The sequence below is a fragment of the Pseudomonas cucumis genome (assembly GCF_030687935.1).
Lineage (GTDB): Bacteria > Pseudomonadota > Gammaproteobacteria > Pseudomonadales > Pseudomonadaceae > Aquipseudomonas > Aquipseudomonas cucumis.
On sequence record NZ_CP117454.1, the window covers coordinates 4,294,441 to 4,320,912 of the forward strand.

The window sequence follows — 26,472 nt, forward strand, 5'->3', positions numbered from 1 at the left end:
GCAATCACCCGTACCTGAAATATTCGGCCTCAGTTTTGGCCATAAGTTCTGGTTTGAAGGGGGGAGTCAGCGGGCTGAAGCTGCTAACGTTTGCAGCAAGGTGCCCCCTTACAAGGAAAATTCATGCAGCCTTCACTCACGGAACGTTATCGCGCAACCCTGCTGGGGCTTGCTTGTGGGGATGCCGTTGGAACCCGTGCCGAATTTCAGCCGCGCGGCTCGTTTACCCCTCTGACCGATATGGTTGGGGGCGGCCCTTTCAATCTGAAGCCAGGGCAATGGACCGATGACACTTCCATGGCACTTTGCCTGGCAGAAAGCCTGCTGAACAAAAAAGGTTTTGATGCGGCCGACCAAATGGGCCGTTATCTCAACTGGTGGCAATGGGGCTACCTGAGTTCGACCGGCGTATGCTTCGACATCGGCATGACCGTACGCGAAGCGCTGGCTCGTTATCAGGAAACCGGTCAACCATTCGCTGGATCCACCGATCCCTACACGGCCGGCAACGGCTCGCTGATGCGGTTAGCGCCAATAGTGTTGTACTACTTTCCCGATTCCGACCGGATCAGAACCTTTTCCGCAGACAGCTCGCGCACTACCCACGCGGCACCAGAGGCGCTTGAATGCTGTCAGTTGCTTGCCGATCTGATCCGCAAGGCATTGCAAGGCGCGCCCAAGCCGGATTTGCAGAGCCTGCCAGAGACGACGTTCGTGGAACCGAAGGTCGCGAGCATCGCACGAGGCGATTACCTCGGAAAATCCAAAGACGATATTCGCGGTACCGGTTACTGCGTTGCATCACTGGAAGCGGCCTTGTGGTGCTTTCACCACACTGACAGTTTTGAAGCCGCCATCCTCGAAGCCGCGAACCTGGGCGACGACGCCGATACCACTGCCGCCATCGTCGGCCAGTTGGCCGGGGCTCACTACGGTGTACAGGCCATCCCTGAAGGCTGGCTGGCGAAGTTGCACATGCGCGAAGATATCGAGACCACGGCTGACACCCTGCTTCGGGCCGCCGCCGCTGCCGACATCTCAGCCACACAACCAGGAAAGCCCCATGAATAATTTGCATGGCAGCTGCTTGTGCAAAGCCATCGAATACGAACTTGATAGCCTTGACACGCCCATCAGTCACTGCCACTGCCACACCTGCCGCAAGGCACATGCAGCAGCATTCGCCTCGACGGCCGGGGTCATGCGTGAGCATTTTCGCTGGATAAAAGGACAGAATCGGCTAAGCACCTATGAGTCGTCGCCGGGCAAGCTTCGGCATTTCTGTTCGATCTGCGGATCGCATCTGATGGCAGAACGCTTGGCCCAGGCCCATGTAATCGTTCGCGTGGCGACTCTCGACGATGATCCGAAAACGACGCCTCAGGCTCATATCTGGACGTCCCATGACGTGTCCTGGCTTGAATATGAATCGAATGAGAGATGTCCGGAGTGGCAGACATAGTTTTCCGGATACAGCATAAGGGCTACGTCAGACTCTGATTTGTTGGCTGGCGGCGCCCCGCTACACTGCCCCCCAACTTTCCATCACCACCGCGAGCCCACCATGCCCCCACGTTTTCTCCTTGCGCTGACGCCGCTGCTGTTCACTCCTATTGCGCATGCCATCGACTGCGACAATGCCACTGACCAGACGACGATGAATCAGTGCGCGGCGCAGCAGAACAAGACGACCGACAAAGAGCTGAATGCGCTTTACCAGCAAATCACAGCGCGATTGAAGGACAGCCCCGATACCAAAAAGCTGTTGGTCGTCGCTCAACGCTCGTGGATTGCATTTCGCGATGCCGAGTGCAAGTTTTCGGCGTCCGGAGTGGCGGGTGGCAGTGTGTATCCGCTGATCTACAGCAACTGCATCACCGATCTGACGAAGGCGCGGGTCGAGGCTTTCAAGACTTACTTGAAGTGTCAGGAAGGGGATTTGAGTTGTCCGGTGCCTGGGGCTTGATGTGGTTTTGTCGCCAGTCGCGACAGCCGATGAGACGACGAGACCTGTTACGGTCTTGAGACACCCTCTATTCAGGATTAAAATTTTCGGGCTAAGGGTGAATGACGGAGCATTTGCCCGGCCACACATCTGGCGTGAGGGAGGTAGCGATGTTCCTTTCGACCCTGGAAATTCAAAACATCATTGAGCACAGTTTTCTGCCCGCCGTCTGCACTTGCAGCCTGGAAGCGGACCAGTCCATGACGATTCGTGTTTGCGATTGCATGACTGGCAAGGTGGATCTGGTGGCCACCCATGTTCCGGTATGGACATTGGACAGCCCCCACGCGATCGCATCGCTGCTGGCTGATATGCGGCAAGAAATCGCAGCTCACAAAGGCCAACATCCGAAGTTTTTCAGCTGAACCGGTGCGCGCCGCACCACGACGGTGGTGCGGCGCAAGTCCGTCGTCGGCTTATGACGGAATTTTTCGGGAAATTTCTTCAAATGTGGCGCTATCTACAGCCGCCAGGAACCTTCGGCCATCCTTGAGTGTTGCCAGAAAGGTCACTTCGGTTTCCTTGCCCGCCAACATGAAACCGGCAATTGCGCCGATCGGTCCCAGCAACATGGCACCCGCCACGCCGAAGCCGATAGCCCCCTTAATGTTGTTGATCGAATCCTCATTGGCCACTTCTATGCGCTTGAACGATGAAAGCGGGAGGGTGATGCCGGGCCACGGGTGAATCGACGTCCTGAGCGTAAAAACGCCGTCTCTGTACTCTCCATCACCCTGCAGAAAGTCCCCCGCCAGGACCATTATGCTTGCCATTTTTTACCCTCTGACTGGCAATCGGTGAACAATCATTTCGCGCTTGCGCTCGAACGTCGTCAATCGCCGGGCGATGAAATGTTCCGAGCGGGGGTATCTGTGCTTGTCTCAAACTGCGATAGCTGACGCAACATTCTGCAGATGGTCTCGTTCTGACGCGCTAAAAAGCCAAAAAATTTACGGGTTCGTGTGAAATCCGATGTCGTGGACCGTATTTTCTGGAAGCTTCCAGCACATGCTTGGTATTCGTGAGCCTGTACTGTGAAGCTTTCATGGTTAGACGTGAGAATCGCCCGGTGCTTTGCTCGGCACGGCGTATTGAGGCTTCAGGTGACCATCCTGATCGAGCAACCAGGCGTCCATGATTTTCCGTACTACGGGACCGGCGACGCGACCTCCGGCCTCGCCGTTTTCGATCATGACCGAGATGACAATTTTCGGATGTTCGGCCGGGGCGAAACCGACGAACAAGGCATTGTCACGGTTGCGCTCCGGAGTTTTCGCCCGGTTGTAGCGTTCACCCTGCTTGATCGCCACCACTTGCGCGGTCCCGCTCTTGCCGGCGATGCGGTACTGAGCCCCGGCCGCTGCCGCTCGGGCAATCCCGTGAGCATCGTGCATCACCATCTGCATGCCGTGATTGACCTGCTCCCAGTCATGCGGGTCCTTGAGCAGGATGTTCGGCATCGGATGCTCGTCCACCGGCGCTAGGCCATCCACTGTTTTGGCCAGGTGTGGTCGGTTCCACACACCTTTGTTGGCGATCAGCGCGGTGGCTTGGGCCAGCTGCAGGGGCGTGACCTGCATGTATCCCTGACCGATGCCGAGGATCACTGTCTCGCCGGGGAACCACGGCTGACGGCGTGTAGCGCGTTTCCAGGCCTGGGATGGCATCAACCCCGCAGACTCTTCGAACATGTCCAGCGAGACTTTCTCGCCGAGACCGAACATGGCCATGTAGTCATGCAGGCGATCGATACCCAGCTTGTGCGCCAGGTCGTAGAAATAGGTGTCGTTGGAGCGCATGATCGCCGCGTCCATGTCCACCCAACCATCGCCGCTGTGGTTCCAGTTACGGTATTTATGATCGAAATCCGGTAGCTGGTAATAACCCGGATCGAAGACGCGAGTCTGCGCAGTGACCACCCCGGCGTCGAGGCCGGCAATGGCCACTTCAGGCTTGATGGTCGAACCGGGCGCGTAGAGTCCCCGCAGCACGCGGTTGAACAGCGGCCGGTCGATAGAATCGTGCAGCGCCGCGTATTCCTTGAAGCTGATGCCTGTCACGAACATGTTCGGGTCGAAGCTTGGCTTACTGACCATGGCCAACACTTCACCGGTCGACGGGTCGAGAGCAACCACCGAGCCACGGCGATCACCCAACGCCTCCTCGGCTGCTTCCTGAAGTTTGACGTCGAGGCTCAGTACGATGTTTTTACCGGGGACCGGGTCGGTGTGTTTGAGCACTCGCAGCACGCGGCCCTGAGCGTTGGTCTCGACTTCTTCATAACCCACATGGCCGTGTAACTCGGACTCGTAGAATCTCTCGATGCCGGTCTTGCCAATGGATTGGGTGCCACGGTATTCCACCGTATCCAGAGCCTTGGATTCTTTTTCGTTGATGCGGCCGACGTAGCCGATCGAGTGTGCGAAGTGTGCGCCCATCGGGTAGTGGCGAACGAACTGTGGCTCTACGTCGATCCCTGGCAAACGGAATTCGTTGGCTGCCAACACCGCGATCTGTTCTTCGCTGAGTTCATAGAACAAGGTGACGGGCACGAAGGGATGTCGAGCCTGCTTCATCGCCTTGTCGAACAGCGTGCGGTCTTCAGCCGGCAAGTGCAGGAGGTTGACTACATCATCCAACTCTTCTTTGACATCGGAGGCGCGTTCGCGGGTGATGGTCAGGTTGTAACTGGGTCGGTTATCCGCCAAAAGCACACCGTTGCGGTCATAAATCAACCCGCGGGTAGGGGCAATCGGCAATACGTGTACACGGTTGTTTTCGGAGATCGTCGAGTGGTAGTCGTATTCGACCACCTGCAGAACATACAGCCGCACCACCAGCGCACAGGTAATAGCGACGACGAACAAGGCGCAGGCCATCAGTCTTTTGTTGACCAGGCGCGTCTCTTTTTCGTGGTCCTTGATTGGTATCGGTTCAGGCATTTCTGCGGCAACTCTTTGACTGTAGAGGAGGTGCCGATCCATGGGCTTGAAATCAGCCCGTGAAAAAGGGCTGCACCATTCCAAAAACGGCGTGGCTACTTTAGCCCCCGTTCTCCCGAAACTTCATGAACAATGCAGCTGTTACCCAAAATAGCTATCACGGCACTTTCCTCCAGGCAAAACAAAACCCCTACCTGCATACGCAGATAGGGGTTTCGGAATTTAATCTTGACGATGACCTACTCTCACATGGGGAAACCCCACACTACCATCGGCGATGCATCGTTTCACTGCTGAGTTCGGGATGGGATCAGGTGGTTCCAATGCTCTATGGTCGTCAAGAAATTCGGTAGCCAGCTCGTTTGCCTTGCGGCTCACGCTCCAGCGAATGGGTATGCGATAGTTTGTGTGTTTGTTTCTCGAACTTTCGGTTCGTTTCGTCTTCACACACCGCAATCTGGTGCCTCTTCAGGTCAGCAAATTGCTTGGGTGTTATATGGTCAAGCCTCACGGGCAATTAGTATTGGTTAGCTCAACGCCTCACAGCGCTTACACACCCAACCTATCAACGTCGTAGTCTTCGACGGCCCTTCAGGGGACTCAAGGTCCCAGTGAGATCTCATCTTGAGGCTAGTTTCCCGCTTAGATGCTTTCAGCGGTTATCTATTCCGAACATAGCTACCCGGCAATGCCACTGGCGTGACAACCGGAACACCAGAGGTTCGTCCACTCCGGTCCTCTCGTACTAGGAGCAGCCCCTCTCAAATCTCAAACGTCCACGGCAGATAGGGACCGAACTGTCTCACGACGTTCTAAACCCAGCTCGCGTACCACTTTAAATGGCGAACAGCCATACCCTTGGGACCGGCTTCAGCCCCAGGATGTGATGAGCCGACATCGAGGTGCCAAACACCGCCGTCGATATGAACTCTTGGGCGGTATCAGCCTGTTATCCCCGGAGTACCTTTTATCCGTTGAGCGATGGCCCTTCCATACAGAACCACCGGATCACTAAGACCTACTTTCGTACCTGCTCGACGTGTCTGTCTCGCAGTCAAGCGCGCTTTTGCCTTTATACTCTACGACCGATTTCCGACCGGTCTGAGCGCACCTTCGTACTCCTCCGTTACTCTTTAGGAGGAGACCGCCCCAGTCAAACTACCCACCATACACTGTCCTCGATCCGGATAACGGACCTGAGTTAGACCTCAAAGTTGCCAGGGTGGTATTTCAAGGTTGGCTCCACGCGAACTGGCGTCCACGCTTCAAAGCCTCCCACCTATCCTACACAAGCAAATTCAAAGTCCAGTGCAAAGCTATAGTAAAGGTTCACGGGGTCTTTCCGTCTAGCCGCGGATACACTGCATCTTCACAGCGATTTCAATTTCACTGAGTCTCGGGTGGAGACAGCGCCGCCATCGTTACGCCATTCGTGCAGGTCGGAACTTACCCGACAAGGAATTTCGCTACCTTAGGACCGTTATAGTTACGGCCGCCGTTTACCGGGGCTTCGATCAAGAGCTTCGCGTTAGCTAACCCCATCAATTAACCTTCCGGCACCGGGCAGGCGTCACACCCTATACGTCCACTTTCGTGTTTGCAGAGTGCTGTGTTTTTAATAAACAGTCGCAGCGGCCTGGTATCTTCGACCGGCGTGGGCTTATGCAGTAAATGCTTCACCCTCACCGGCGCACCTTCTCCCGAAGTTACGGTGCCATTTTGCCTAGTTCCTTCACCCGAGTTCTCTCAAGCGCCTTGGTATTCTCTACCCAACCACCTGTGTCGGTTTGGGGTACGGTTCCTGGTTACCTGAAGCTTAGAAGCTTTTCTTGGAAGCATGGCATCAACCACTTCGTGTTCTAAAAGAACACTCGTCATCAGCTCTCGGCCTTAAGATCCCGGATTTACCTAAGATCTCAGCCTACCACCTTAAACTTGGACAACCAACGCCAAGCTGGCCTAGCCTTCTCCGTCCCTCCATCGCAATAACCAGAAGTACAGGAATATTAACCTGTTTTCCATCGACTACGCTTTTCAGCCTCGCCTTAGGGACCGACTAACCCTGCGTCGATTAACGTTGCGCAGGAAACCTTGGTCTTTCGGCGTGGGTGTTTTTCACACCCATTGTCGTTACTCATGTCAGCATTCGCACTTCTGATACCTCCAGCAAGCTTCTCAACTCACCTTCACAGGCTTACAGAACGCTCCTCTACCGCATCACCTAAGTGATACCCGTAGCTTCGGTGTATGGTTTGAGCCCCGTTACATCTTCCGCGCAGGCCGACTCGACTAGTGAGCTATTACGCTTTCTTTAAAGGGTGGCTGCTTCTAAGCCAACCTCCTAGCTGTCTAAGCCTTCCCACATCGTTTCCCACTTAACCATAACTTTGGGACCTTAGCTGACGGTCTGGGTTGTTTCCCTTTTCACGACGGACGTTAGCACCCGCCGTGTGTCTCCCATGCTCGGCACTTGTAGGTATTCGGAGTTTGCATCGGTTTGGTAAGTCGGGATGACCCCCTAGCCGAAACAGTGCTCTACCCCCTACAGTGATACATGAGGCGCTACCTAAATAGCTTTCGAGGAGAACCAGCTATCTCCGAGCTTGATTAGCCTTTCACTCCGATCCACAGGTCATCCGCTAACTTTTCAACGGTAGTCGGTTCGGTCCTCCAGTTAGTGTTACCCAACCTTCAACCTGCCCATGGATAGATCGCCCGGTTTCGGGTCTATTCCCAGCGACTAGACGCCCTATTAAGACTCGCTTTCGCTACGCCTCCCCTATTCGGTTAAGCTCGCCACTGAAAATAAGTCGCTGACCCATTATACAAAAGGTACGCAGTCACCCAACAAAGTGGGCTCCCACTGCTTGTACGCATACGGTTTCAGGATCTATTTCACTCCCCTCTCCGGGGTTCTTTTCGCCTTTCCCTCACGGTACTAGTTCACTATCGGTCAGTCAGTAGTATTTAGCCTTGGAGGATGGTCCCCCCATATTCAGACAAAGTTTCTCGTGCTCCGTCCTACTCGATTTCATGACCAAGAGATTTTCGCGTACAGGGCTATCACCCACTATGGCCGCACTTTCCAGAGCGTTCCGCTAATCTCAAAGCCACTTAAGGGCTAGTCCCCGTTCGCTCGCCACTACTAAGGGAATCTCGGTTGATTTCTTTTCCTCAGGGTACTTAGATGTTTCAGTTCCCCTGGTTCGCCTCTTAAGCCTATGTATTCAGCTTAAGATAACCATCTTATGATGGCTGGGTTCCCCCATTCAGACATCTCCGGATCAAAGTCTGTTTGCCGACTCCCCGAAGCTTTTCGCAGGCTACCACGTCTTTCATCGCCTCTGACTGCCAAGGCATCCACCGTATGCGCTTCTTCACTTGACCATATAACCCCAAGCAATCTGGTTATACTGTGAAGACGACATTCGCCGAAAATTCGCGATTAAACTCACAAATTTTACCTTAGCCTGATCACCACCAGTGAAAGTGGCCATCAGTCTATCTTTCTATCACATACCCAAATTTTTAAAGAACGATCTAATCAAAGACTAGAAATCAACATTCACCATCACCAGGATGGAATGCTCATTTCTAAGCTTTCAACAAACAGAAGCAGTAGTGGTGGAGCCAAACGGGATCGAACCGTTGACCTCCTGCGTGCAAGGCAGGCGCTCTCCCAGCTGAGCTATGGCCCCGTATTTCTACAGGCGTTTCCCACACAAAATTGGTGGGTCTGGGCAGATTCGAACTGCCGACCTCACCCTTATCAGGGGTGCGCTCTAACCAACTGAGCTACAGACCCAATTTCGGGCTGCTTCTTATCGTCTTCTTCAATGAATCAAGCAATTCGTGTGGGAACTTATGGAGCAGCTGATGTCGTCGATTAAGGAGGTGATCCAGCCGCAGGTTCCCCTACGGCTACCTTGTTACGACTTCACCCCAGTCATGAATCACACCGTGGTAACCGTCCTCCCGAAGGTTAGACTAGCTACTTCTGGTGCAACCCACTCCCATGGTGTGACGGGCGGTGTGTACAAGGCCCGGGAACGTATTCACCGCGACATTCTGATTCGCGATTACTAGCGATTCCGACTTCACGCAGTCGAGTTGCAGACTGCGATCCGGACTACGATCGGTTTTCTGGGATTAGCTCCACCTCGCGGCTTGGCAACCCTCTGTACCGACCATTGTAGCACGTGTGTAGCCCAGGCCGTAAGGGCCATGATGACTTGACGTCATCCCCACCTTCCTCCGGTTTGTCACCGGCAGTCTCCTTAGAGTGCCCACCATTACGTGCTGGTAACTAAGGACAAGGGTTGCGCTCGTTACGGGACTTAACCCAACATCTCACGACACGAGCTGACGACAGCCATGCAGCACCTGTCTCAATGTTCCCGAAGGCACCAATCCATCTCTGGAAAGTTCATTGGATGTCAAGGCCTGGTAAGGTTCTTCGCGTTGCTTCGAATTAAACCACATGCTCCACCGCTTGTGCGGGCCCCCGTCAATTCATTTGAGTTTTAACCTTGCGGCCGTACTCCCCAGGCGGTCAACTTAATGCGTTAGCTGCGCCACTAAGAGCTCAAGGCTCCCAACGGCTAGTTGACATCGTTTACGGCGTGGACTACCAGGGTATCTAATCCTGTTTGCTCCCCACGCTTTCGCACCTCAGTGTCAGTATCAGTCCAGGTGGTCGCCTTCGCCACTGGTGTTCCTTCCTATATCTACGCATTTCACCGCTACACAGGAAATTCCACCACCCTCTACCATACTCTAGCTCGTCAGTTTTGAATGCAGTTCCCAGGTTGAGCCCGGGGATTTCACATCCAACTTAACGAACCACCTACGCGCGCTTTACGCCCAGTAATTCCGATTAACGCTTGCACCCTCTGTATTACCGCGGCTGCTGGCACAGAGTTAGCCGGTGCTTATTCTGTCGGTAACGTCAAAACAATTACGTATTAGGTAACTGCCCTTCCTCCCAACTTAAAGTGCTTTACAATCCGAAGACCTTCTTCACACACGCGGCATGGCTGGATCAGGCTTTCGCCCATTGTCCAATATTCCCCACTGCTGCCTCCCGTAGGAGTCTGGACCGTGTCTCAGTTCCAGTGTGACTGATCATCCTCTCAGACCAGTTACGGATCGTCGCCTTGGTGAGCCATTACCTCACCAACTAGCTAATCCGACCTAGGCTCATCTGATAGCGCAAGGCCCGAAGGTCCCCTGCTTTCTCCCGTAGGACGTATGCGGTATTAGCGTCCGTTTCCGAGCGTTATCCCCCACTATCAGGCAGATTCCTAGGCATTACTCACCCGTCCGCCGCTCGCCACCAGGTACAAGTACCCGTGCTGCCGCTCGACTTGCATGTGTTAGGCCTGCCGCCAGCGTTCAATCTGAGCCATGATCAAACTCTTCAGTTCAAACATCTTTGGGTTTTTAAGAAACCCTAAACTTGGCTCAGCAATCGTTGGTTACATCTTTGATTTCTCGCGGAGTAACTTGTGATGCTGATAATCTTGTTGACTATCAGTCTGACTCCACAAGCACCCACACGAATTGCTTGATTCAGTTGTTAAAGAGCGGTTGGTTAAGATCTTTCGTCTCAACCGAGGCGCGCATTCTACAGCAGCCTCTGTTGCTGTCAAGCGGTTATTTTCAGAAGTTTTCAAGGTTTCGCTTGGAAATCCTTAACAACTTCAACCACTTGCGCTTCCGATCTCTCGTTAGCGGGAGGCGAATTCTACAGCGTTACTCGCTGCTGTCAACACCTCTTTTTCTCCGCTTTCGACCGAGAAGATCGAACCGTCAAAAGAGCCAAACAACACCGCCCTTTCAACTCCTTCTGACTTCGATGAACTGAAGCGTAACCGCTGCCGAAAACCGCATAACTCTTTGTTTACCAAGGAGTTTTCCGTTTCGACTGCGCCGGAAGTGGGGCGAATTATAGACTTCCAGAATCTGCCGTCAACCCCTGATTTGGGTTTTCTATCAGGATGTTCAAAAACCCTGCTTATATATAGACGCGCCCGCAACGAATGCGCAGTATATTGCCCAACATATAAAACAATACTCTCGCTTGCTACTTCGGACGATGCCACGCAATGAATGACCGCCCCCGCAGCTTTGCCTCGACCCTGTTCTCGGTTGGCCTGCTCTTGATAGCCATGGCATCGATCCAGTCCGGAGCCTCCCTGGCCAAAAGCATGTTCCCGGTTATCGGTGCTCAAGGAACGACCACCCTGCGACTGATCTTTGCCAGCGTGATCATGCTGCTGCTATTGCGCCCATGGCGAGCAAAGCTCACCGCGAAATCCCTGCGCACCGTTATCGTCTACGGGATGGCATTGGGCGGCATGAACTTCCTCTTCTATATGTCCTTGCGCACAGTCCCCCTGGGTATCGCCGTAGCCCTGGAGTTCACCGGCCCATTGGCAGTCGCTATCTATGCCTCACGCCGAGCGATCGACTTTTTATGGATCGCTCTGGCAGCGTTGGGTTTACTGCTATTGATTCCGACAGGCGCCACAACTACAGGCATCGACCTGGTCGGTGCAGGTTATGCGCTGGGTGCTGGTGTCTGCTGGGCGTTGTACATTCTGTTCGGCCAAAAGGCTGGTGCTGATCATGGGGTACAGACAGCAGCATTGGGCGTGATGATTGCCGCCCTGTTCGTAGCGCCCATCGGCATTGTCCACGCTGGCGCCGCGTTACTGACACCCTCGTTGATTCCCGTGGCCATTGGGGTCGCCATTCTGTCCACCGCTCTGCCCTATACCTTGGAGATGGTCGCCCTCACACGGATTCCAACCCGGACCTTCGGTACGTTAATGAGCATCGAACCTGCGATCGGCGCGCTGTCCGGCCTGTTGTTCCTCCAGGAATACCTTTCACTGTCACAGTGGATGGCTATCCTGTGCATCATTCTGGCTTCCGTCGGCGCGACCATGACCATGGGGAGTACCGCCAAGCCTGTGATCGCAGCGGATTGAAACGAGATTGACGAAGGTCTGGTATTTACCGCTCAATTAGGCCATGTTTAGGCTATGTAACTCAGTGTCAGACATGGATTTTTTCAGATAGGGATATCAGAACGCTTCAAGCAAAAGCGAATGCAGGCAGACCCAGGCACAGATCCGGGGCCGCTATTAAGGATAGTAATGAAACGAATTTTGATACTGATCGCCGTACTTGCAATTGCGGGCTGCGCGGCGACCTCGAAACCCCAGACGAAACATGGCAAGAGAGGGCTGCATATCAACTGTTCGGGGCTCTCGTCCTCGTGGGACAAGTGCTACACCAGCGCCGCCAATTCGTGTGCGCCCAAGGGATACAAGGTCATCGCCAAGTCCGGGGATGCTGTGGAAGAACCCGGTGACTATCCGTTCGGCCTCAACCCTGCCGGCTATACCAGCCGCAGCATGATCGTCATCTGCAAATAACTCTTCCTTCCTGTCAGGCTTGCACAGCCCGACAGGCGCTTCGCCCGGATGCTGCTAACGTTTGTCAGTCAATGACCGTTCAGCAAAGGGCGATATCCATGACCACCGCTATCAATAACAAAAAAATCGTATTGGTTGTCGGCGCAGGCGATGCCACCGGCGGCGCCATCGCCAAACGTTTTGCCCGTGAAGGTTATGTCGCCTGCGTCACACGTCGCAGCGCAGACAAACTCCAGCCATTGGTAGAGTCCATCACAGCCAGTGGTGGGGAGTCTCACGGTTTTGCCTGCGATGCGCGCAATGAAGAAGACGTGATAGCGCTCATCGAGCAGATCGAAACCGGGCTCGGCCCCATTGAAGCGTTCGTCTTCAATATCGGCGCCAATGTGCCGTGCAGTATTCTCGAAGAAACCGCCCGCAAGTATTTCAAGATTTGGGAAATGGCCTGTTTCTCAGGGTTTCTCAACGCCCGTGAAGTGGCCAAGCGCATGGTCATCCGCCGCCGGGGCACGATCCTGTTCACCGGCGCCACTGCTGGCTTACGCGGCGCCGCGGGTTTCGCCGCCTTCGCAGGTGCCAAACACGGGATTCGCGCCCTGGCGCAAAGCATGGCCCGCGAATTGGGACCGATAAACATTCATGTCGCCCACGTCGTCGTTGATGGAGCCATCGACACCGACTTTATCCGCGACAATTTTCCAGAAAAATACGCGACCAAGGATCAGGACGGCATCCTCAATCCCGAGCACATCGCCGACAACTTTTGGTACCTGCACAGCCAGCCACGGGACGCCTGGACCTTCGAGCTGGATCTGCGCCCCTGGAACGAACGCTGGTAAGCCCTCCCCTTCCAACAATAAGAAGAGCACATCGACCATGAGCAAAACCGTGGAGTTCTTTTTCGACCTCGGCAGCCCCGCCACTTACCTGGCCTATACCCAATTGCGGAAGATCTGCGAACAGACCGATAGTCAGCTGATCTACAGACCGATGCTGCTGGGCGGTGTCTTCAAAGTTACCGGCAATGTTTCTCCCATTACCGCACCGGCCAAGGGTCGCTACATGTTTCAGGACCTGGACCGCTATGCCAAACGCTATGGCGTACCGCTGAAGTTCAATCCGAACTTCCCGATCAATACATTGATGCTGATGCGTGCTGTCACAGGGATGCAACTGCGTCATCCCGAACGTTTTCAGGCGTTTATTGATTGCCTGTTTCATGCCCTATGGGTTGAAGGACGCAGCCTCGATGATCCAGCAACCATCGCCGCCGTGTTGACGCAAAAGGGTTTCGATCCGAATGAGGTGCTGGCACTGACCGCCGATGAGGCCGTCAAAACCGCTCTCAAGGAAAACACCGAGGAAGCGGTGCGACGTGGCGTATTCGGTGCGCCGAGCATGTTTGTCGAGGGTCAGTTGTTCTTCGGCCAGGATCGGCTGGACTTCGTCCTTGAAGCCCTGCATGCGCAATAGTCCGCGCCTGCCTATGACCTGAGCCAGGCGCTGAAAACAGCGCCTGAACTCAAACCGCTCAAATAGCCGCGGTTCGGGTGTTCAACCATTCTAGGGCCGCCCCGTCGAGCAACGGGCTCAAGCGTTCACGCACCTCGGCATGATAGCCGTTGAACCATTGCTTTTCGTCTTCGGTCAGCAGCGACGGTTCCAGGCAACGGGTGTCGATCGGGCACAGGGTCAGGGTTTCGAATTTCAGGAACTCACCGAATTCGCTCTTGCCTGCTTCACGATTCAACACCAGATTCTCGATCCGCACACCCCAGCGACCCGGACGATAAGTGCCCGGCTCGATGGACGTGATCATGCCTGGCTGCATCGCGGTTTGCGGTGCCGCCGCGGCCTGATAGGCGATGACTTGCGGGCCTTCGTGAACATTGAGGAAGTAGCCAACGCCGTGACCGGTGCCGTGACCGTAGTCGACGCTTTCGGCCCAGATCGGTGCGCGGGCAATAGCGTCCAGCAACGGCGACAGAATGCCTCGTGGGAACTGTGCACGAGAGAGTGCAATCACGCCTTTGAGCACTCGGGTGCAATCGCGCTTCTGTTCGTCAGTTGGCGTACCCACCGGCACCATTCGGGTGATGTCGGTGGTACCGCCCAGGTATTGGCCGCCGGAGTCAATCAGCAACAGGCCGTCACCTTCGATCACCGCGTGCTCTTCTTCGGTGGCGTGGTAGTGCGGCATCGCACCGTTGGCGTTAAACGCGGCAATGGTGTTGAAGCTCAGCGACACATAATCCGGGCGTCGGGTACGCGCCGCGGTCAGGTGTTCGTCGATGGTCAGTTCGGTGATGCGTTCACGCCCCAAGGCCGCTTCCAGCCAGGCGAAGAATTCGCACAGCGCCGCGCCATCCTGCTCCATGGCCCGCCGAATGTGCTCGGCATCGGCCAGGCTTTTCTGCGACTTGGCCAGGGTGGTCGGGTTCAGGCCTTCGAGCAATTTCACGCCGCTGCTCAGGTTATCCAACAGACCCGCCGTCACCCGCGCCGGATCGACTTGCAGGCTCTCGCCGCTCGGCACGGCGCGCAAAGCGGCGGTTACTTCGCTGTAATCGCGCAGGGTCACGCCGTCCTGTTCGAGAATGGCGCGCAGCTCGGCGCTCACTTTGCTCAGGGCGACGAACAAGGTGGCCTGCTGTTGGCTGATCAAGGCGTAGGACACGAACACCGGGTTGAACGACACATCGCCGCCGCGCAGGTTGAACAGCCAGGCGATGTCATCAAGGGTGGCGATGAAGTGCCAGTCGGCACCGCGCTCTTTCAGCACCTCACGCAGTTTGGCGAGTTTTTCGCCACGGCTGACCGTCGCCTGAGGCGGCAAGTGTTGATAGATTGGCTCGTTTGGCAGACTCGGACGGTCACTCCAGACGTCATTCAGCAGATCGATGTCGGTGCGCAGACGTGCGCCGCGTTCTTCGAGTTTGCCGCTCAGGGTACGCGCCGACGCCACGGCAATCACCGCCCCATCGACTGCGACGACCCCGCCTTCAGGGGTTTGTTCGGCCAGCCAATCGAGCGGGCCGGGTTGACCCGGTTGCAGCTTGACCAGCTCGATGCCGCTGCCCCTGAGTTCCTTGCTCGCTTGTTCCCAATAGCGGCTATCGGCCCAGACGCCGGCAAAATCCGGCGTGACGATCAGCGTGCCCACCGAACCATGAAAACCCGACAGCCACTGCCGTCCCTGCCAATAGCCCGGCAGGTATTCCGACAGGTGCGGGTCGGCCGACGGCACCAGCAGAGCATGAATGCCCTCCCGGCTCATCAGTTCACGGATTTGCGACAGGCGCTGGGGCACCGATCCATTGATCGAAGGCTGCGTACTCATCGTGTCTCCTGCTAACCACTTTCATCATTATTGTTGAGTGCCGATCGACGTCAGCGCTTTTAAGGTCCTGTCGCCCAGAATGCCGGAGCACTGGCGCAAGCTGCTTTAATCAGGTGTACCGCTTGATCGATATCCTGTTCGGTGGTGAAACGCCCCAGGCTCAAGCGAATGGTGCGACTGGCCGAGCGAGCGTCATGTCCCAGGGCCAGCAGCACATGGGACGGCGCATTGCTGGCGGAATTACAGGCCGAGGTCGCGGAAAACGCGATCGATGTGCTCAAAGCCGCGGAACTGAACTCGCCTTCATTGAAAGTCAGGCTCAGGGTATGGGGAATGCGCTGGGTCGGACTGCCATTGAGACGCACGCCGGGAATGCTCAGCAAAGGTTCGAGCAAGCGTTCACGCAGACGCGCGATGGTGGCTTTTTCTTCATCGAACGAGGTGGCCGCCAACGCGAACGCTGCTCCCATTGCGGCAATCTGGTGCGTCGCCAGCGTGCCGGAACGCAACCCGCCCTCGTGACCGCCGCCGTGGATCTGCGCCTGCAGACGTTGCTGCGCACGCGGGCCGACATACAGCGCGCCGATGCCTTTGGGACCGTAGACCTTGTGCGCCGAGAACGACATCAAATCCACCGGCCACCGGGCCAGATCGATCGCCACTTTACCCGCGCCCTGAGCCGCATCAACGTGGAACAACGCATCGCGATTACGCACCACCTGGCCAATGGCCGGGATGTCGTTGAGGGTGCCCAGTTCGTTATTGACTAGCATCAATGACACCAGAAAGGTGTCCTCACGCATCGCTTCGCTGACCGCTTGCGGGGTAATCAGGCCTTCGGCATCGGGCACCAGATACGTCACCGCAACGCCTGCGTCCTGCAACTGTTTTGCAGTGTCGAGAATCGCTTTGTGTTCGATCTGGCTGGTGATGATGTGTCCGCCGGACACGCCGCGGGCCTGGGCCACGCCCTTGAGGGCAAGGTTGTTGGATTCGGTGGCGCCGGAGGTCCAGACAATCTGCTCCGCCTGAGCCCCCACCAACTCGGCGACCTGGTACCGTGCTTGGTCAACCGATTGCCGGGCCTGTTGGCCGAAGACGTGGGAACTGGACGCTGGATTGCCGAAATTACCGGTGAAACCCAGACACTCGACCATGACCTTGATGACCCGCTCATCCACCGGCGTGGTGGCGGCGTAGTCGAAATACAACGGACGTTTATTCATAAAAGACTCGCAGAGCGTGTTCCGGGATCAGGAAGCTCGTCACTGGAAGTTTCAAAGCGCGCCTCATGAGCGACACCGAATTTTCAGAACGACAGCAATACCTGATCGGAGGCCATTAAAGAAGAACAACTTCATTTAAAAGTGCGTAGGAACGCTCCTGAAGTCGAGCTTAACAGGCATCGGGCCACCGGATGAAGCAATGCGTCAGCTAAAACTTTCGAGCATTAACGGATACAGCGAAGCCACCAACAACAAGGCCATTCCCCAGTTGAACAGCCGCAACCAGCGGCGATCGCGCAACACATTGCGCAATAGCGTGCCGCAACCGGCCCACACCCCGACACTTGGCAGGTTGATCAAGGCGAAGACCGCGGCAATCACAATCACATTGGTGAAATAGCCCTGCATCGGCGTGTAGGTGCTGATGGCTCCGATGGCCATGATCCAGGCTTTGGGGTTGACCCATTGAAACGCTGCCGCGCCCAAATAACTGATCGGCTTGCCCTCGCCCTGTTCACCCTCGGCTACCGGACCGGAATGAGCAATCTTCCATGCCAGGTACAGCAAATACGCCGCGCCGGCATAGCGCAACATGGTGTACAGCATTGGATAGGTTTGAAACACCGTGCCCAGGCCGAAACCGACGGCGACCACCAGAACGAAGAAGCCGCAGGTGATGCCCAGCATGTGGGGAATGGTGCGGTGAAAACCGAAATTCACGCCCGATGCCAGCAACATGGTGTTGTTCGGGCCGGGGGTGATTGAGGTGACAAGAGCAAACAGGGCAAAGCCCAGCAGCAGGTCGAGCGAAAGTGTCATGGAGGCAGTCCATCAGGGTCAGTCAGATATTGACCCTATCGCACGCCTTGAAGGAAACCCATGGACAGTTGCGTGAAAGTTCGGGCAGTACAGTCGTCGCTCAGCTTGGACGACCATGCAGCTGTACTGCGCGTTCGGCGTTCATCTCGCCTTGTTTGTCGAAGCTGAACGATTTTGGCGGTTGGCCGAGCAATTCGGCTTTCTTCGCGTGGTACTCATCGAAGGACAAGCCACGACGATTCAAGGCCTCCAGCGCCAGTTCCCGGGTTTCTTCAGCAGTGTAGGGCCGCAGTTCCGGTGAAACATGGGTGGCACATCCGGCTAGAACGGAGATGGCGAGCGATAAGATAGTGGCGAATAGTGATTTCATTTCGGGTGTCCGGTGATCTGGGTTCAGGGCAATGAACACAGGCTACCGGTGCCGCTCGAAGGGTAGAAATCAACGCTCTCGATAGTCGCTATCGACTTTGGTAAGCGCCTGCAGGGCGAACGTTTGATGCAATTGTCGATTTAGCCAATCAGCGTGCAGTGCAGTGCATTGTCGTGACTAAGCGCCAAGCTATGCAGCACCTGAAATGAGCCGAAAGTGACGGTTTTCGCCCGATGGGCGCGAATCAGCTGCCAGAAATCCTGCTCGCCGCTTTCGAAGCTCTGAAAGGCAGCTTCTCCGGCTTCGCGGGATTGCCATTGCAGGTAGTTGAGCACCCGCCGGCCATCGTCGCTGGCCTGGATGTTGGCACTCAAGAAACCTGGGTAGCTCTGGGCCAGACGTTCGGTGTGCGCCGACAGTGCCGACACCAGCGCGGCCTGCTGACGGGGCTCGATCTCGAATTCGATCAGTTGGGTGAAGCTGCGATTCTTCTCTGGTGCGTGCATGAATAGTCCCCACTCACTGTAAGCCGGATCTTGCGATCCGAAGGCCTGCAGGGTAAAACCTCGAGCTAACTAGAGGTCAAGGGGCATTTTTTAAATGATCACCTCACAAAACCTGCATAAAGAACTGACCGTCGGCCAAGTGGCCGCCCGCAGTGGTGTGGCGGTCACGGCGCTGCATTTCTATGAATCCAAAGGCCTGATCAAAAGCAATCGCAATCAAGGCAATCAGCGGCGTTATCCGCGGGAAGTGTTGCGCCGGGTGGCGCTGATCAAAGTGGCCCAGCGCTTGGGGATTCCGCTCGCGGAGATCGGCGAGGCGTTGAAATCCCTGCCGGATAACCGTGCACCGACAGCAGCAGACTGGAAGGTGTTGTCGGCCCAGTGGAGCCGGGATCTGGATGAGCGGATCAATCAACTGACCCTGCTGCGGGACAAGCTCAATGGGTGTATCGGGTGTGGATGCTTGTCGATGGAGGCGTGTCCGCTGCGTAACTTTGGTGATGTGTTGGGTGAGCAAGGACCGGGGGCGCAGCTGCTCTCATGATCGTTCCCACGCGCAGCAAAGGAATGCAGCCCGGGGACGCTCCGCGTCCCAACAGCGGACGCAGAGCGTCCATTGAGGCATTCCCATGCAGAGCGTGGGAGCGATCGGTGTGGTCGATTGATCGCTGAACAGTGGCACTGCTGCTCGTCGGGCACTCGGTTGCGGGAAAAGGGCTGACCTATAGTTATTCGACCGGAAATCGGCGAAGGAACACCTTAACCCCACAACAAAAGGAGAACCGTCATGAGCGTAAAACCTATTCCAGAGGGTTACCACAGCATCACCCCTTATCTGGGCATTCAGAAAGCTGCCGAAGCCATCGACTTCTATAAAAAAGCCTTTAACGCCACCGAAGTCATGCGCCTGTCCATGCCCGATGGCGGCATCGGGCACGCTGAGCTGCGTATCGGCGACTGCCCGATCATGCTTGGCACACCCTGCGACCAGGGTCCATTGAGCAACCCGGACAAGTCGCCGTCCGTGGGTCTGCATCTGTATGTGAACGATGTGGACAAGTCCTTTAAACAGGCCATCGATGCCGGTGCCACGGTGGTGTCCGAGGTCAAGGACCAATTTTATGGAGACCGTTCGGGGACTTTGAAGGACCCCTATGGGCATCTGTGGTTTTTGGCCACGCATAAAGAGGATCTGACTCAGGAACAGATCGAACAGCGGGCGAAGGAGATGTTTAAGCAGGGTTGAGATCTTCGGTGCATGATCGGGTCTCATCGCGGGCAAGCCCGCGATGAGGCCATCACATTCAACCTCTATTTTGACTGTCAGATCGCTATCGTGAGCAAGCCCGCCCTGGGCAGCAGCAATACGAAACATTTACTTTCATATCCCCTTTCGGGATTTCCGATGCTCATACGTCTTATTTAGATGCAGTCGGTCGCGTAGGCAAAAGCCACGGCCGGACTTTTCACGGACCCCAACGCTGGGAAGCCCGCAGCAGTGGTCCTCTCATCGAAACAAGACCTTTAATCATGTCGAAGAAATCCCGCTCAAAACTCTGGTTTCTGGTCCATAGCTGGCTGGCGCTGCCCATCTGGTTCTTTGTATTGATCGTCTGTGTGACTGGCACGCTGGCGGTGGTCAGTCAGGAAATCGTCTGGCTGGCCAACCCGCAAATGCGTGCCAGCCCGCCTTCGGACGATGCGCCGCGGCTCAATTATGACGAGATCATCGCCGCCATCAAAAAGGCCGAGCCCCAGACACTGGTCCAGGGCATCAGTCGCCCCGACGAGTCGCATTTCGCCCTGGACGTGGACGTCAGTTACCCGGATGGACGCTCGGTGACAGTCTATGTGAACCCCTACAGCGGGGTGATTCAGGGCACCGCGCCACAATTCAACTTCAAGGCGTTCACCCGCGCACTGCATGGCTGGTGGCTGGTGCCGTTCACCAACGGCTATAGCTGGGGCTGGTATCTGGTGTCGTTTCTCGCGCTGCCGATGCTGGCGTCGCTGGTGACCGGGCTGGTGGTCTACAAACGGTTCTGGAAAGGCTTCTTCCGACCGACCCTGCGCATTCGTCATGGCGCGCGGATTTTCTGGGGCGATTTTCACCGGCTCAGCGGCATCTGGTCGATCTGGTTCATCGCGGTGATCTCAATCACCGGTGTCTGGTTCCTGATCAAGGCGATTCTGTTCGACAACCAGATTTCGATTACCACAGAACCGGTGGTGTCGGTCGTCTCGCGCGAAAGCGTGCCGCTGACCAGCACCGGAAAGCCGGCCCCGATGATCAATCTGGACCAGGCCATCAAGGTCGCTCAAGAGCAGATCCCCGGACTCGATGCCAGTTTCGTCACCTTGCCGAGCAACGCTTACAGCCACCTGTCAGTGGGAGGTCGCAGCTGGTATCCGCTGATGTTCCAGACGGCCGAGGTCAACCCGTACAACGGCGATATCGCCAGCACGCGGTTGCTGAGCGATCGCACCGGCCTGGAATTCGTGACCGAATCGATGCGTCCGTTGCACACCGGTGACTTTGGCGGGATCTGGATCAAGCTGATCTGGTTCTTCTTCGGTTTGCTGCTGAGCATGATGGTGCTCAGCGGGTTGCTGATCTGGACCAAACGCACCGCCCTGGCCACCGCCAATGCGTTCAAGCGCAGCAACAAGGCGCCGCGCCCGGTGTCGAGACCGCAAACGGTCATGAACCAACAGACTCCGGAGGGCAACCTTTGAACAAGACGATCACTGCACCGCAGCCTTCCCGGGTGAGCCTGCTCTGGCGCAAATGGCGCTTCCACATCAACATTTTCTTGCTGCTGATCCCTTTGGGCTTCATGCCCAAATACTTTGCCGACGCCTCGCTGTTTCGCGGCGACAGCGGACTGGGAGAGCGGGAAATCGGCGAAATCCAGGTCGGCCCCTGGAGCCTGCAACTGGCCGAACTGCGTAACGAAGCGCCACGATTGACCGGCCCGGCGGGCTACATGAAAGGCTTCAACGCAGCGCTGTGCGAACGCTGTCGCGATCAGGTCAAGGCGACTTATCTGCGCATCGGCAAACCCCGCAGCCTGCGCGCGGCCGGGGCGATTTTCTTCGGTACACCTTACCGCATGGGCGCGATGCTGCCAGTGCCTGAGAAGACTAAAGCCGATGCCGAGCTGTGGATCACCATGGAAGGCTGGGACGGTGCCATGCATCAAGCGTCCATCCCCCTGAGCCAGGCATCCCCGGCCACTCTCGCATGGCTGAACAAACAAGGAGGCAAACCATGATCAACGCTTTTCGCCCCGCTCTATTGATGTTCTGCGCAGCCTTCAGCACCGCCGCACTGGCCCATAACCCGATGTGCGAATGCAAGGCCATCGACGCTGAACAGATTCAATGCACCGGCGGTTTTTCCGACGGCAGCGGCGCACCAGGAGTGACCCTGGACGTGATCGGCTACGACGAAACCATTCTGGTGCCGGGCAAGCTCGGCGCCGATTCGACCCTGACGTTCAAGAAGCCCGGTGCTGAGTTCTATGTGCTGTTCGACGCCGGTCCCGGCCATGTCGTCGAGATCGACCAAGCCGACATCGAGGCGCCCTGAACATGAGCATGACCTCGCCCACCACCCAAGTTGTTCGCCCGGCCGGTGCCGGCCATGAAACCCTCTATGTGTTGCTGTTGTGCCTGATGATCCTGGCCGTTGCCGGCTCGGTAGTCGCCTGGCGTGGCGAGGCTCAGGAAGTGAGCAGCGTGGGCAGCCATCAGCTGGATGCCCGTCGTGATCTGAGCGCATCCGAGCAAGGTATTTACGCCGACCTGCGGGTCACGCTGGATGAAATCCATCTGTTGCGTCAGGAACAGCAGGCGCTGCCCACACCCGCCACCCTCGCCGATGAAGGCTTTGCGCCGTTTGCCCGGGACGCCAGTTCTGTCAGTCGTGGCGGTCATGCCTGGCAGTTGCTGGGCGCCAAGGCGTACTTCGGCCAGAGTCAGACTCCAACCGTCGCCGGTTCGTTTTTGATGCGTTTGACCGCTGAAGACGACACGGCGCCAGACATCTGGCTCAACCGCGGTAACGCCCTCGCCGCACCGAACGATCTCACTGATGCGGCACTCAACGGCGCCGGCTGGCAGCAGATCGTCGCGCAATTCGATGCCGGCGTCACCCGCCAGCATCGGCATTGAACCCTCGCCTTCACCCGAGAGAAGACCGCTTTCCCATGCCTAGTTCATCTCAACGTCCTTCCTTTTTTCGCCTGCTGCTGGTCGGCCTGCTTACCTGTTTACTGACACCACTGACCAGTGCCGATGAAACCAAGCGCCTGCGCATCGGCATCACCCTGCACCCTTATTACAGTTACGTGGCCAACATCGTCGGTGACAAGGCCGAAGTGGTGCCGCTGATCCCGGCCGGTTTCAACCCTCATGCCTACGAACCTCGGGCCGAGGACATCAAACGCATCGGTGGACTGGACGTGGTCGTGCTCAACGGCGTGGGCCATGACGACTTCGCCGACCGCATGATCGCCGCCAGCGAAACCCCGAACATCAAGGTGATCGAAGCCAACGAAAACGTGCCCCTGCTAGCCGCCACCGGCGTTGCTGCCCGCGGTGCCGGCAAGGTGGTCAATCCGCATACGTTCCTGTCGATCAGTGCTTCCATTGCCCAGGTCAACAACATCGCCCGGGAACTGGGCAAGCTCGACCCGACCAACGCCAAAACCTACACCCAGAACGCCCGCGCCTACGGCAAACGCCTGCGGCAGATGCGCGCCGACGCCCTGGCAAAACTGACCCAGGCGCCAAATGCCGAGTTGCGCGTGGCCACCGTCCATGCCGCCTACGACTATTTGCTGCGCGAGTTCGGCCTGGAAGTGACCGCCGTGGTCGAGCCGGCCCACGGCATCGAACCAAGCCCTAGCCAGCTGAAAAAGACCATCGATCAACTGCGGGAGCTGGACGTGAAAGTGATCTTCTCGGAGATGGATTTCCCGTCCTCCTACGTCGAGACCATCCAGCGTGAATCCGGGGTGAAGCTGTACCCGCTGTCGCACATTTCCTATGGCGAATACACCGCCGACAAGTACGAAAAAGAAATGACCGGCAACCTCAATACCGTGGTCCGGGCGATTCAGGAGTCCGGCGCATGACTGCTCAAGAAACCCTGATCGCTTACGGCCCGACCCTCGACTTCGCCGCGGTGAGCCTCACGCTGGGTCGCACGACGATCCTCGACAAGGTGACCTTTCAAGTCCAGCCCGGCAGCGTGCATGCACTGGTCGGTCCCAACGGTGGCGGCAAAAGTTCGCTGATCAAGACCCTGCTGGGACAAATGCCGCATCAGGGTCGCCTTAGCCTGCTATGGCCTGGTGATCCCGGGACCATCGGCTACGTGCCCCAGGCGCTGGAATTCGATCGCGGTTTACCGATGACTGTCGATGACTTCATGGCCGCCATGTGCCAGCGGCGCCCGGCGTTCCTCGGGTTGAGCAAACATTACGCGGTGGCCATCGGCGAAGCGCTGGAACGGGTCGGCATGCAGGACAAGCGCAAGCGGCGCATGGGCGCCCTCTCCGGCGGTGAGCGCCAGCGCGTTTTGTTGGCCCAAGGGCTGATTCCGGCGCCACAGTTGCTGGTGCTCGACGAACCGATGTCGGCTCTGGATGAGGCCGGCATTCAGGTGTTCGAACAGCTACTGAGCGACTGGCGCCAAAGCGGCATTACCGTGCTGTGGATCGAGCATGATCTGGAAGCGGTCGGGCGCCTGGCGGACCGGGTCACCGGCCTCAATCGCCGGGTGCTGTTCGATGCCACACCGAAACAGGCACTGACCCCGGAGCGATTACTGACCTTGTTCTCGACCCATCCCCGGAGTGCTGCCTGATGAGTTACGAAGCCTTTCGTTTGATGGTCCAGGGTTGGGCCTCGTCGGGTTACCTGCCGGAAGCGCTGGCCTATGGATTTGTGGTCAACGCGCTGCTCGCCGGGCTGTTGATCGGCCCGGTGTTGGGCGGCTTGGGTACGCTGGTGGTGGTCAAGCGCTTCGCGTTTTTCTCCGAAGCCGTGGGCCATGCGGCACTGACCGGCGTGGCCATCGGCATTCTGCTCGGCGAACCCTACACCGGGCCTTATGGCAGCCTGTTCGGTTACTGCCTGCTGTTCGGCATTCTGCTCAACTACCTGCGTAATCGCACGGGGCTGGCGCCGGATACTTTGATCGGTGTGTTTCTTTCCGTGTCGTTGGCCTTGGGCGCCAGCCTGTTGTTGATTCTGGCGGGCAAGATCAATGTGCACATTCTGGAAAACGTGCTGTTCGGTTCGGTGCTGACGGTCAACGGCAACGACCTGCTGGTATTGGCGATCGTTGGTTCACTGGTGATGGCGCTGGCCCTGCCGCTGTACAACCGCATCATGCTCGCCAGTTTCAACCCACAACTGGCGGCGGTACGCGGTGTGGCGGTGAAAACCCTGGATTACCTGTTCGTGATCCTGGTGACCCTGATTACGGTGGCGGCAGTGAAAGTCATTGGCGCAATTCTGGTCGGTGCCCTGTTGGTGATTCCAGCAGCGGCCGCGCGCTTGCTCAGCCAGTCGCTGAAGGGTTTCTTCTGGTGTTCGGTGCTGATCGCCACGGTGAGCACGCTGTGCGGAATTCTCGCGCCGATTGTTTTTGACCTGCCCATACCGTCCGGTGCCGCGATCATTCTGGTGGCCGGTATCGCGTTCGCCCTGGCCGCGATTGCTCGCGGCATCGTTCCAAGTCTGAAAGGGAATCTCGGATAAATGTCTTTTTCTCTGCGTCAATTGACCCTGGCGGTGACCTTGTGTGGGCCAGCCTCGTTCAACGCATTCGCCACCGACGCCTTCGAACCGATGCGTCTGGTGGCCAATCACGGTGTCGGTAACACCGCGCTGTTCGCCTCGACTTCAACTCACAAAGTGCTGGTCCTGGCGGCGTTGCCTGTTACCTACGGTCTGGGTGCCCTGCTGTTGGAGGGCACCGATGTCAGCCTTGAGCGCGCCGCGCCGGCCAACCTGCCCGGCAGCCGACAGACCGCTTATTTCACCGGTCGTGGCGCTCCGGCGCTCAGTAAACTGGCAACCGGTGCCGATGCGGTCATCGGCCTGCGCTCGCTATGGCCGGACGATCCGCTGTACCCGAACGCTCGCCGCAGCAATATCCGCATCATTGAAATCGACGCCGCCCGTCCGGTGGACGGCGCCCTGCCTGGCATCGCCGTGCAGCCTGGCAAGGTCGATGGTTTGAACAGTCAGCCTTGGTTGGCCAGCAACAACATGGGGCGGATGGCGGATGTGATGGCGGCAGACCTGGTGCGCCTGGCGCCAGCAGCCAAGCCTAAGATCGACGCCAACCTGGCAGCGCTCAAACAGCGCTTGCTCAAGCTCAGCGCCGACAGCGAGTCACGACTGGCCAGTGCCGACAACCTGAGTGTGATGAGCTTGAGCGATCATTTCGGTTACCTGATCGGCGGCCTCAACCTTGAGCTGATCGGCCTCGATGCACGGCCGGATGCCGAGTGGACGCCTGAGGCGCTCAAGCAATTGGGCGCAACGCTCAAGGACAATGACGTAGCGGTGGTGTTGCATCATCGCCAGCCGTCGGACGCGGTGAAAGCGGTGATTGCCGAGGCTGGCAGTCGGTTGGTGATGTTAAGTGTCGATGCGGTGGATCCGGTGGCCGAATTGGAAGGGAATGTGGATTTGGTGATCAAGGGGTTGAGCGGGGTGTAACGTCAGTTGAACCGTGTAATCGTTCATCGCGGGCAAGCCCGCTCCCACAGGGATTTGTGGTGTTCACTCTATTTAT

The 26,472-nt window shown here is 57.0% G+C and carries 25 protein-coding genes, 2 tRNA genes and 3 rRNA genes; 18 read left to right on the forward strand and 12 right to left on the reverse strand.

The genetic code is table 11. The features are described 5' to 3' along the window. Nucleotides 1–123: 123 nt before the first annotated feature. The 4 genes from PSH97_RS19390 to PSH97_RS19405 all read left to right on the forward strand — a co-directional run bounded on the left by PSH97_RS19390 (nt 124) and on the right by PSH97_RS19405 (nt 2,370). Nucleotides 124–1,071, forward strand: coding sequence for an ADP-ribosylglycohydrolase family protein (locus PSH97_RS19390; RefSeq protein ID WP_305446309.1), 948 nt, complete (start codon nt 124–126; stop codon nt 1,069–1,071). After that, nucleotides 1,064–1,462, forward strand: coding sequence for a GFA family protein (locus tag PSH97_RS19395; RefSeq protein ID WP_305446310.1), 399 nt, complete (start codon nt 1,064–1,066; stop codon nt 1,460–1,462). The genes PSH97_RS19390 and PSH97_RS19395 overlap by 8 nt, the downstream gene beginning before the upstream one ends. Nucleotides 1,463–1,564: 102 nt before the next feature. Next, a complete protein-coding gene (locus PSH97_RS19400) occupies nt 1,565–1,966 on the forward strand; it encodes a lysozyme inhibitor LprI family protein (protein ID WP_305446311.1) in 402 nt (133 codons plus the stop codon). 149 nt (nt 1,967–2,115) lie between these two features. Next, a complete protein-coding gene (locus tag PSH97_RS19405; RefSeq protein ID WP_305449834.1) occupies nt 2,116–2,370 on the forward strand; it encodes a DUF1652 domain-containing protein in 255 nt (84 codons plus the stop codon). A gap of 51 nt (nt 2,371–2,421) precedes the next feature. On the opposite strand, the gene PSH97_RS19410 is transcribed toward PSH97_RS19405, so the two are convergent. The 7 genes from PSH97_RS19410 to PSH97_RS19440 form a co-directional block, all read right to left on the reverse strand. Then, nucleotides 2,422–2,778 carry a hypothetical protein gene (locus PSH97_RS19410; protein ID WP_305446312.1) on the reverse strand — a complete coding sequence of 119 codons (357 nt, stop codon included), beginning with the start codon at nt 2,776–2,778 and terminating at the stop codon, nt 2,422–2,424. A gap of 276 nt (nt 2,779–3,054) precedes the next feature. Beyond that, nucleotides 3,055–4,947, reverse strand: coding sequence for a penicillin-binding protein 2 (mrdA, locus tag PSH97_RS19415; protein WP_305446313.1), 1,893 nt, complete (start codon nt 4,945–4,947; stop codon nt 3,055–3,057). A 226-nt stretch (nt 4,948–5,173) separates the two neighbouring features. Further along, a 5S ribosomal RNA gene (rrf, locus tag PSH97_RS19420) occupies nt 5,174–5,289 on the reverse strand. Nucleotides 5,290–5,443: 154 nt separating this feature from the next. Continuing rightward, nucleotides 5,444–8,334: ribosomal RNA gene (locus PSH97_RS19425) — 23S ribosomal RNA — on the reverse strand. 235 nt (nt 8,335–8,569) lie between these two features. Beyond that, nucleotides 8,570–8,645: transfer RNA gene (locus PSH97_RS19430), tRNA-Ala, on the reverse strand. Between the two features lie 30 nt (nt 8,646–8,675). After that, nucleotides 8,676–8,752 (reverse strand) — tRNA-Ile (locus PSH97_RS19435). Nucleotides 8,753–8,834: 82 nt separating this feature from the next. Then, a 16S ribosomal RNA gene (locus PSH97_RS19440) occupies nt 8,835–10,373 on the reverse strand. The 16S, 23S and 5S rRNA genes sit together here with 2 tRNA genes alongside, the layout of an rRNA operon. A 681-nt stretch (nt 10,374–11,054) precedes the next feature. Between PSH97_RS19440 and rhtA the strand changes: the two genes are divergently transcribed. The 4 genes from rhtA (at nt 11,055) to PSH97_RS19460 (ending at nt 13,865) form a co-directional block, all read left to right on the forward strand. After that, a complete protein-coding gene (gene rhtA / locus PSH97_RS19445; protein WP_305446314.1) occupies nt 11,055–11,942 on the forward strand; it encodes a threonine/homoserine exporter RhtA in 888 nt (295 codons plus the stop codon). 168 nt (nt 11,943–12,110) lie between these two features. Continuing rightward, the gene (locus PSH97_RS19450) at nt 12,111–12,392 is read left to right on the forward strand and encodes a hypothetical protein (protein ID WP_038982303.1); all 282 of its coding nucleotides are present in this window, start codon (nt 12,111–12,113) and stop codon (nt 12,390–12,392) included. A 98-nt stretch (nt 12,393–12,490) separates the two neighbouring features. Continuing rightward, entirely contained in the window at nt 12,491–13,231 is a 741-nt protein-coding gene (locus tag PSH97_RS19455) for an SDR family oxidoreductase (protein WP_305446315.1), read from the forward strand. Between the two features lie 37 nt (nt 13,232–13,268). Continuing rightward, nucleotides 13,269–13,865 carry a 2-hydroxychromene-2-carboxylate isomerase gene (locus PSH97_RS19460; RefSeq protein WP_305446316.1) on the forward strand — a complete coding sequence of 199 codons (597 nt, stop codon included), beginning with the start codon at nt 13,269–13,271 and terminating at the stop codon, nt 13,863–13,865. A gap of 58 nt (nt 13,866–13,923) precedes the next feature. On the opposite strand, the gene PSH97_RS19465 is transcribed toward PSH97_RS19460, so the two are convergent. From PSH97_RS19465 to PSH97_RS19485, 5 genes are all read right to left on the reverse strand, one after another. Then, complete coding sequence (locus PSH97_RS19465; RefSeq protein WP_305446317.1) at nt 13,924–15,732, reverse strand: aminopeptidase P family protein; 1,809 nt, start codon at nt 15,730–15,732, stop codon at nt 13,924–13,926. A gap of 59 nt (nt 15,733–15,791) precedes the next feature. Further along, on the reverse strand, nt 15,792–16,958 hold the full coding sequence (locus tag PSH97_RS19470) for a cysteine desulfurase family protein (RefSeq protein WP_305446318.1): 1,167 nt from the start codon (nt 16,956–16,958) through the stop codon (nt 15,792–15,794). Between the two features lie 204 nt (nt 16,959–17,162). After that, complete coding sequence (locus PSH97_RS19475; protein WP_305446319.1) at nt 17,163–17,777, reverse strand: LysE family translocator; 615 nt, start codon at nt 17,775–17,777, stop codon at nt 17,163–17,165. A 100-nt stretch (nt 17,778–17,877) separates the two neighbouring features. After that, nucleotides 17,878–18,147, reverse strand: a complete 270-nt coding sequence (locus tag PSH97_RS19480) for a hypothetical protein (protein ID WP_305446320.1) — start codon at nt 18,145–18,147, stop codon at nt 17,878–17,880. Between the two features lie 140 nt (nt 18,148–18,287). Next, nucleotides 18,288–18,653 (reverse strand): antibiotic biosynthesis monooxygenase, encoded by a 366-nt coding sequence (locus tag PSH97_RS19485; RefSeq protein ID WP_305446321.1) that lies wholly within the window; start codon nt 18,651–18,653, stop codon nt 18,288–18,290. Nucleotides 18,654–18,747: 94 nt separating this feature from the next. Here PSH97_RS19485 and soxR point away from each other — a divergent pair, with 94 nt between their 5' ends. From soxR to PSH97_RS19535, 10 genes are all read left to right on the forward strand, one after another. After that, complete coding sequence (gene soxR / locus PSH97_RS19490; protein WP_305446322.1) at nt 18,748–19,197, forward strand: redox-sensitive transcriptional activator SoxR; 450 nt, start codon at nt 18,748–18,750, stop codon at nt 19,195–19,197. Nucleotides 19,198–19,440: 243 nt separating this feature from the next. Continuing rightward, a complete protein-coding gene (locus tag PSH97_RS19495) occupies nt 19,441–19,899 on the forward strand; it encodes a VOC family protein (RefSeq protein WP_305446323.1) in 459 nt (152 codons plus the stop codon). 284 nt (nt 19,900–20,183) lie between these two features. Then, nucleotides 20,184–21,389, forward strand: coding sequence for a PepSY-associated TM helix domain-containing protein (locus PSH97_RS19500; RefSeq protein ID WP_305446324.1), 1,206 nt, complete (start codon nt 20,184–20,186; stop codon nt 21,387–21,389). Continuing rightward, nucleotides 21,386–21,928, forward strand: coding sequence for a thiamine pyrophosphate-binding protein (locus tag PSH97_RS19505; protein WP_305446325.1), 543 nt, complete (start codon nt 21,386–21,388; stop codon nt 21,926–21,928). Before PSH97_RS19500 ends, PSH97_RS19505 begins: the two co-directional genes overlap by 4 nt. Next, nucleotides 21,925–22,245: a hypothetical protein gene (locus tag PSH97_RS19510; protein ID WP_305446326.1), complete on the forward strand. Its 321-nt coding sequence runs from the start codon at nt 21,925–21,927 to the stop codon at nt 22,243–22,245. The genes PSH97_RS19505 and PSH97_RS19510 overlap by 4 nt, the downstream gene beginning before the upstream one ends. An 8-nt stretch (nt 22,246–22,253) precedes the next feature. Beyond that, on the forward strand, nt 22,254–22,829 hold the full coding sequence (locus tag PSH97_RS19515) for a DUF6162 family protein (RefSeq protein ID WP_305449835.1): 576 nt from the start codon (nt 22,254–22,256) through the stop codon (nt 22,827–22,829). Between the two features lie 35 nt (nt 22,830–22,864). Then, on the forward strand, nt 22,865–23,794 hold the full coding sequence (locus PSH97_RS19520; RefSeq protein WP_305446327.1) for a metal ABC transporter substrate-binding protein: 930 nt from the start codon (nt 22,865–22,867) through the stop codon (nt 23,792–23,794). Then, complete coding sequence (locus PSH97_RS19525) at nt 23,791–24,528, forward strand: metal ABC transporter ATP-binding protein (protein ID WP_305446328.1); 738 nt, start codon at nt 23,791–23,793, stop codon at nt 24,526–24,528. The genes PSH97_RS19520 and PSH97_RS19525 overlap by 4 nt, the downstream gene beginning before the upstream one ends. After that, the gene (locus PSH97_RS19530; protein WP_007906536.1) at nt 24,528–25,427 is read left to right on the forward strand and encodes a metal ABC transporter permease; all 900 of its coding nucleotides are present in this window, start codon (nt 24,528–24,530) and stop codon (nt 25,425–25,427) included. Before PSH97_RS19525 ends, PSH97_RS19530 begins: the two co-directional genes overlap by 1 nt. Then, entirely contained in the window at nt 25,428–26,396 is a 969-nt protein-coding gene (locus PSH97_RS19535; RefSeq protein WP_305446329.1) for a metal ABC transporter substrate-binding protein, read from the forward strand. It abuts the gene before it with no gap. Nucleotides 26,397–26,472 lie beyond the last annotated feature (76 nt).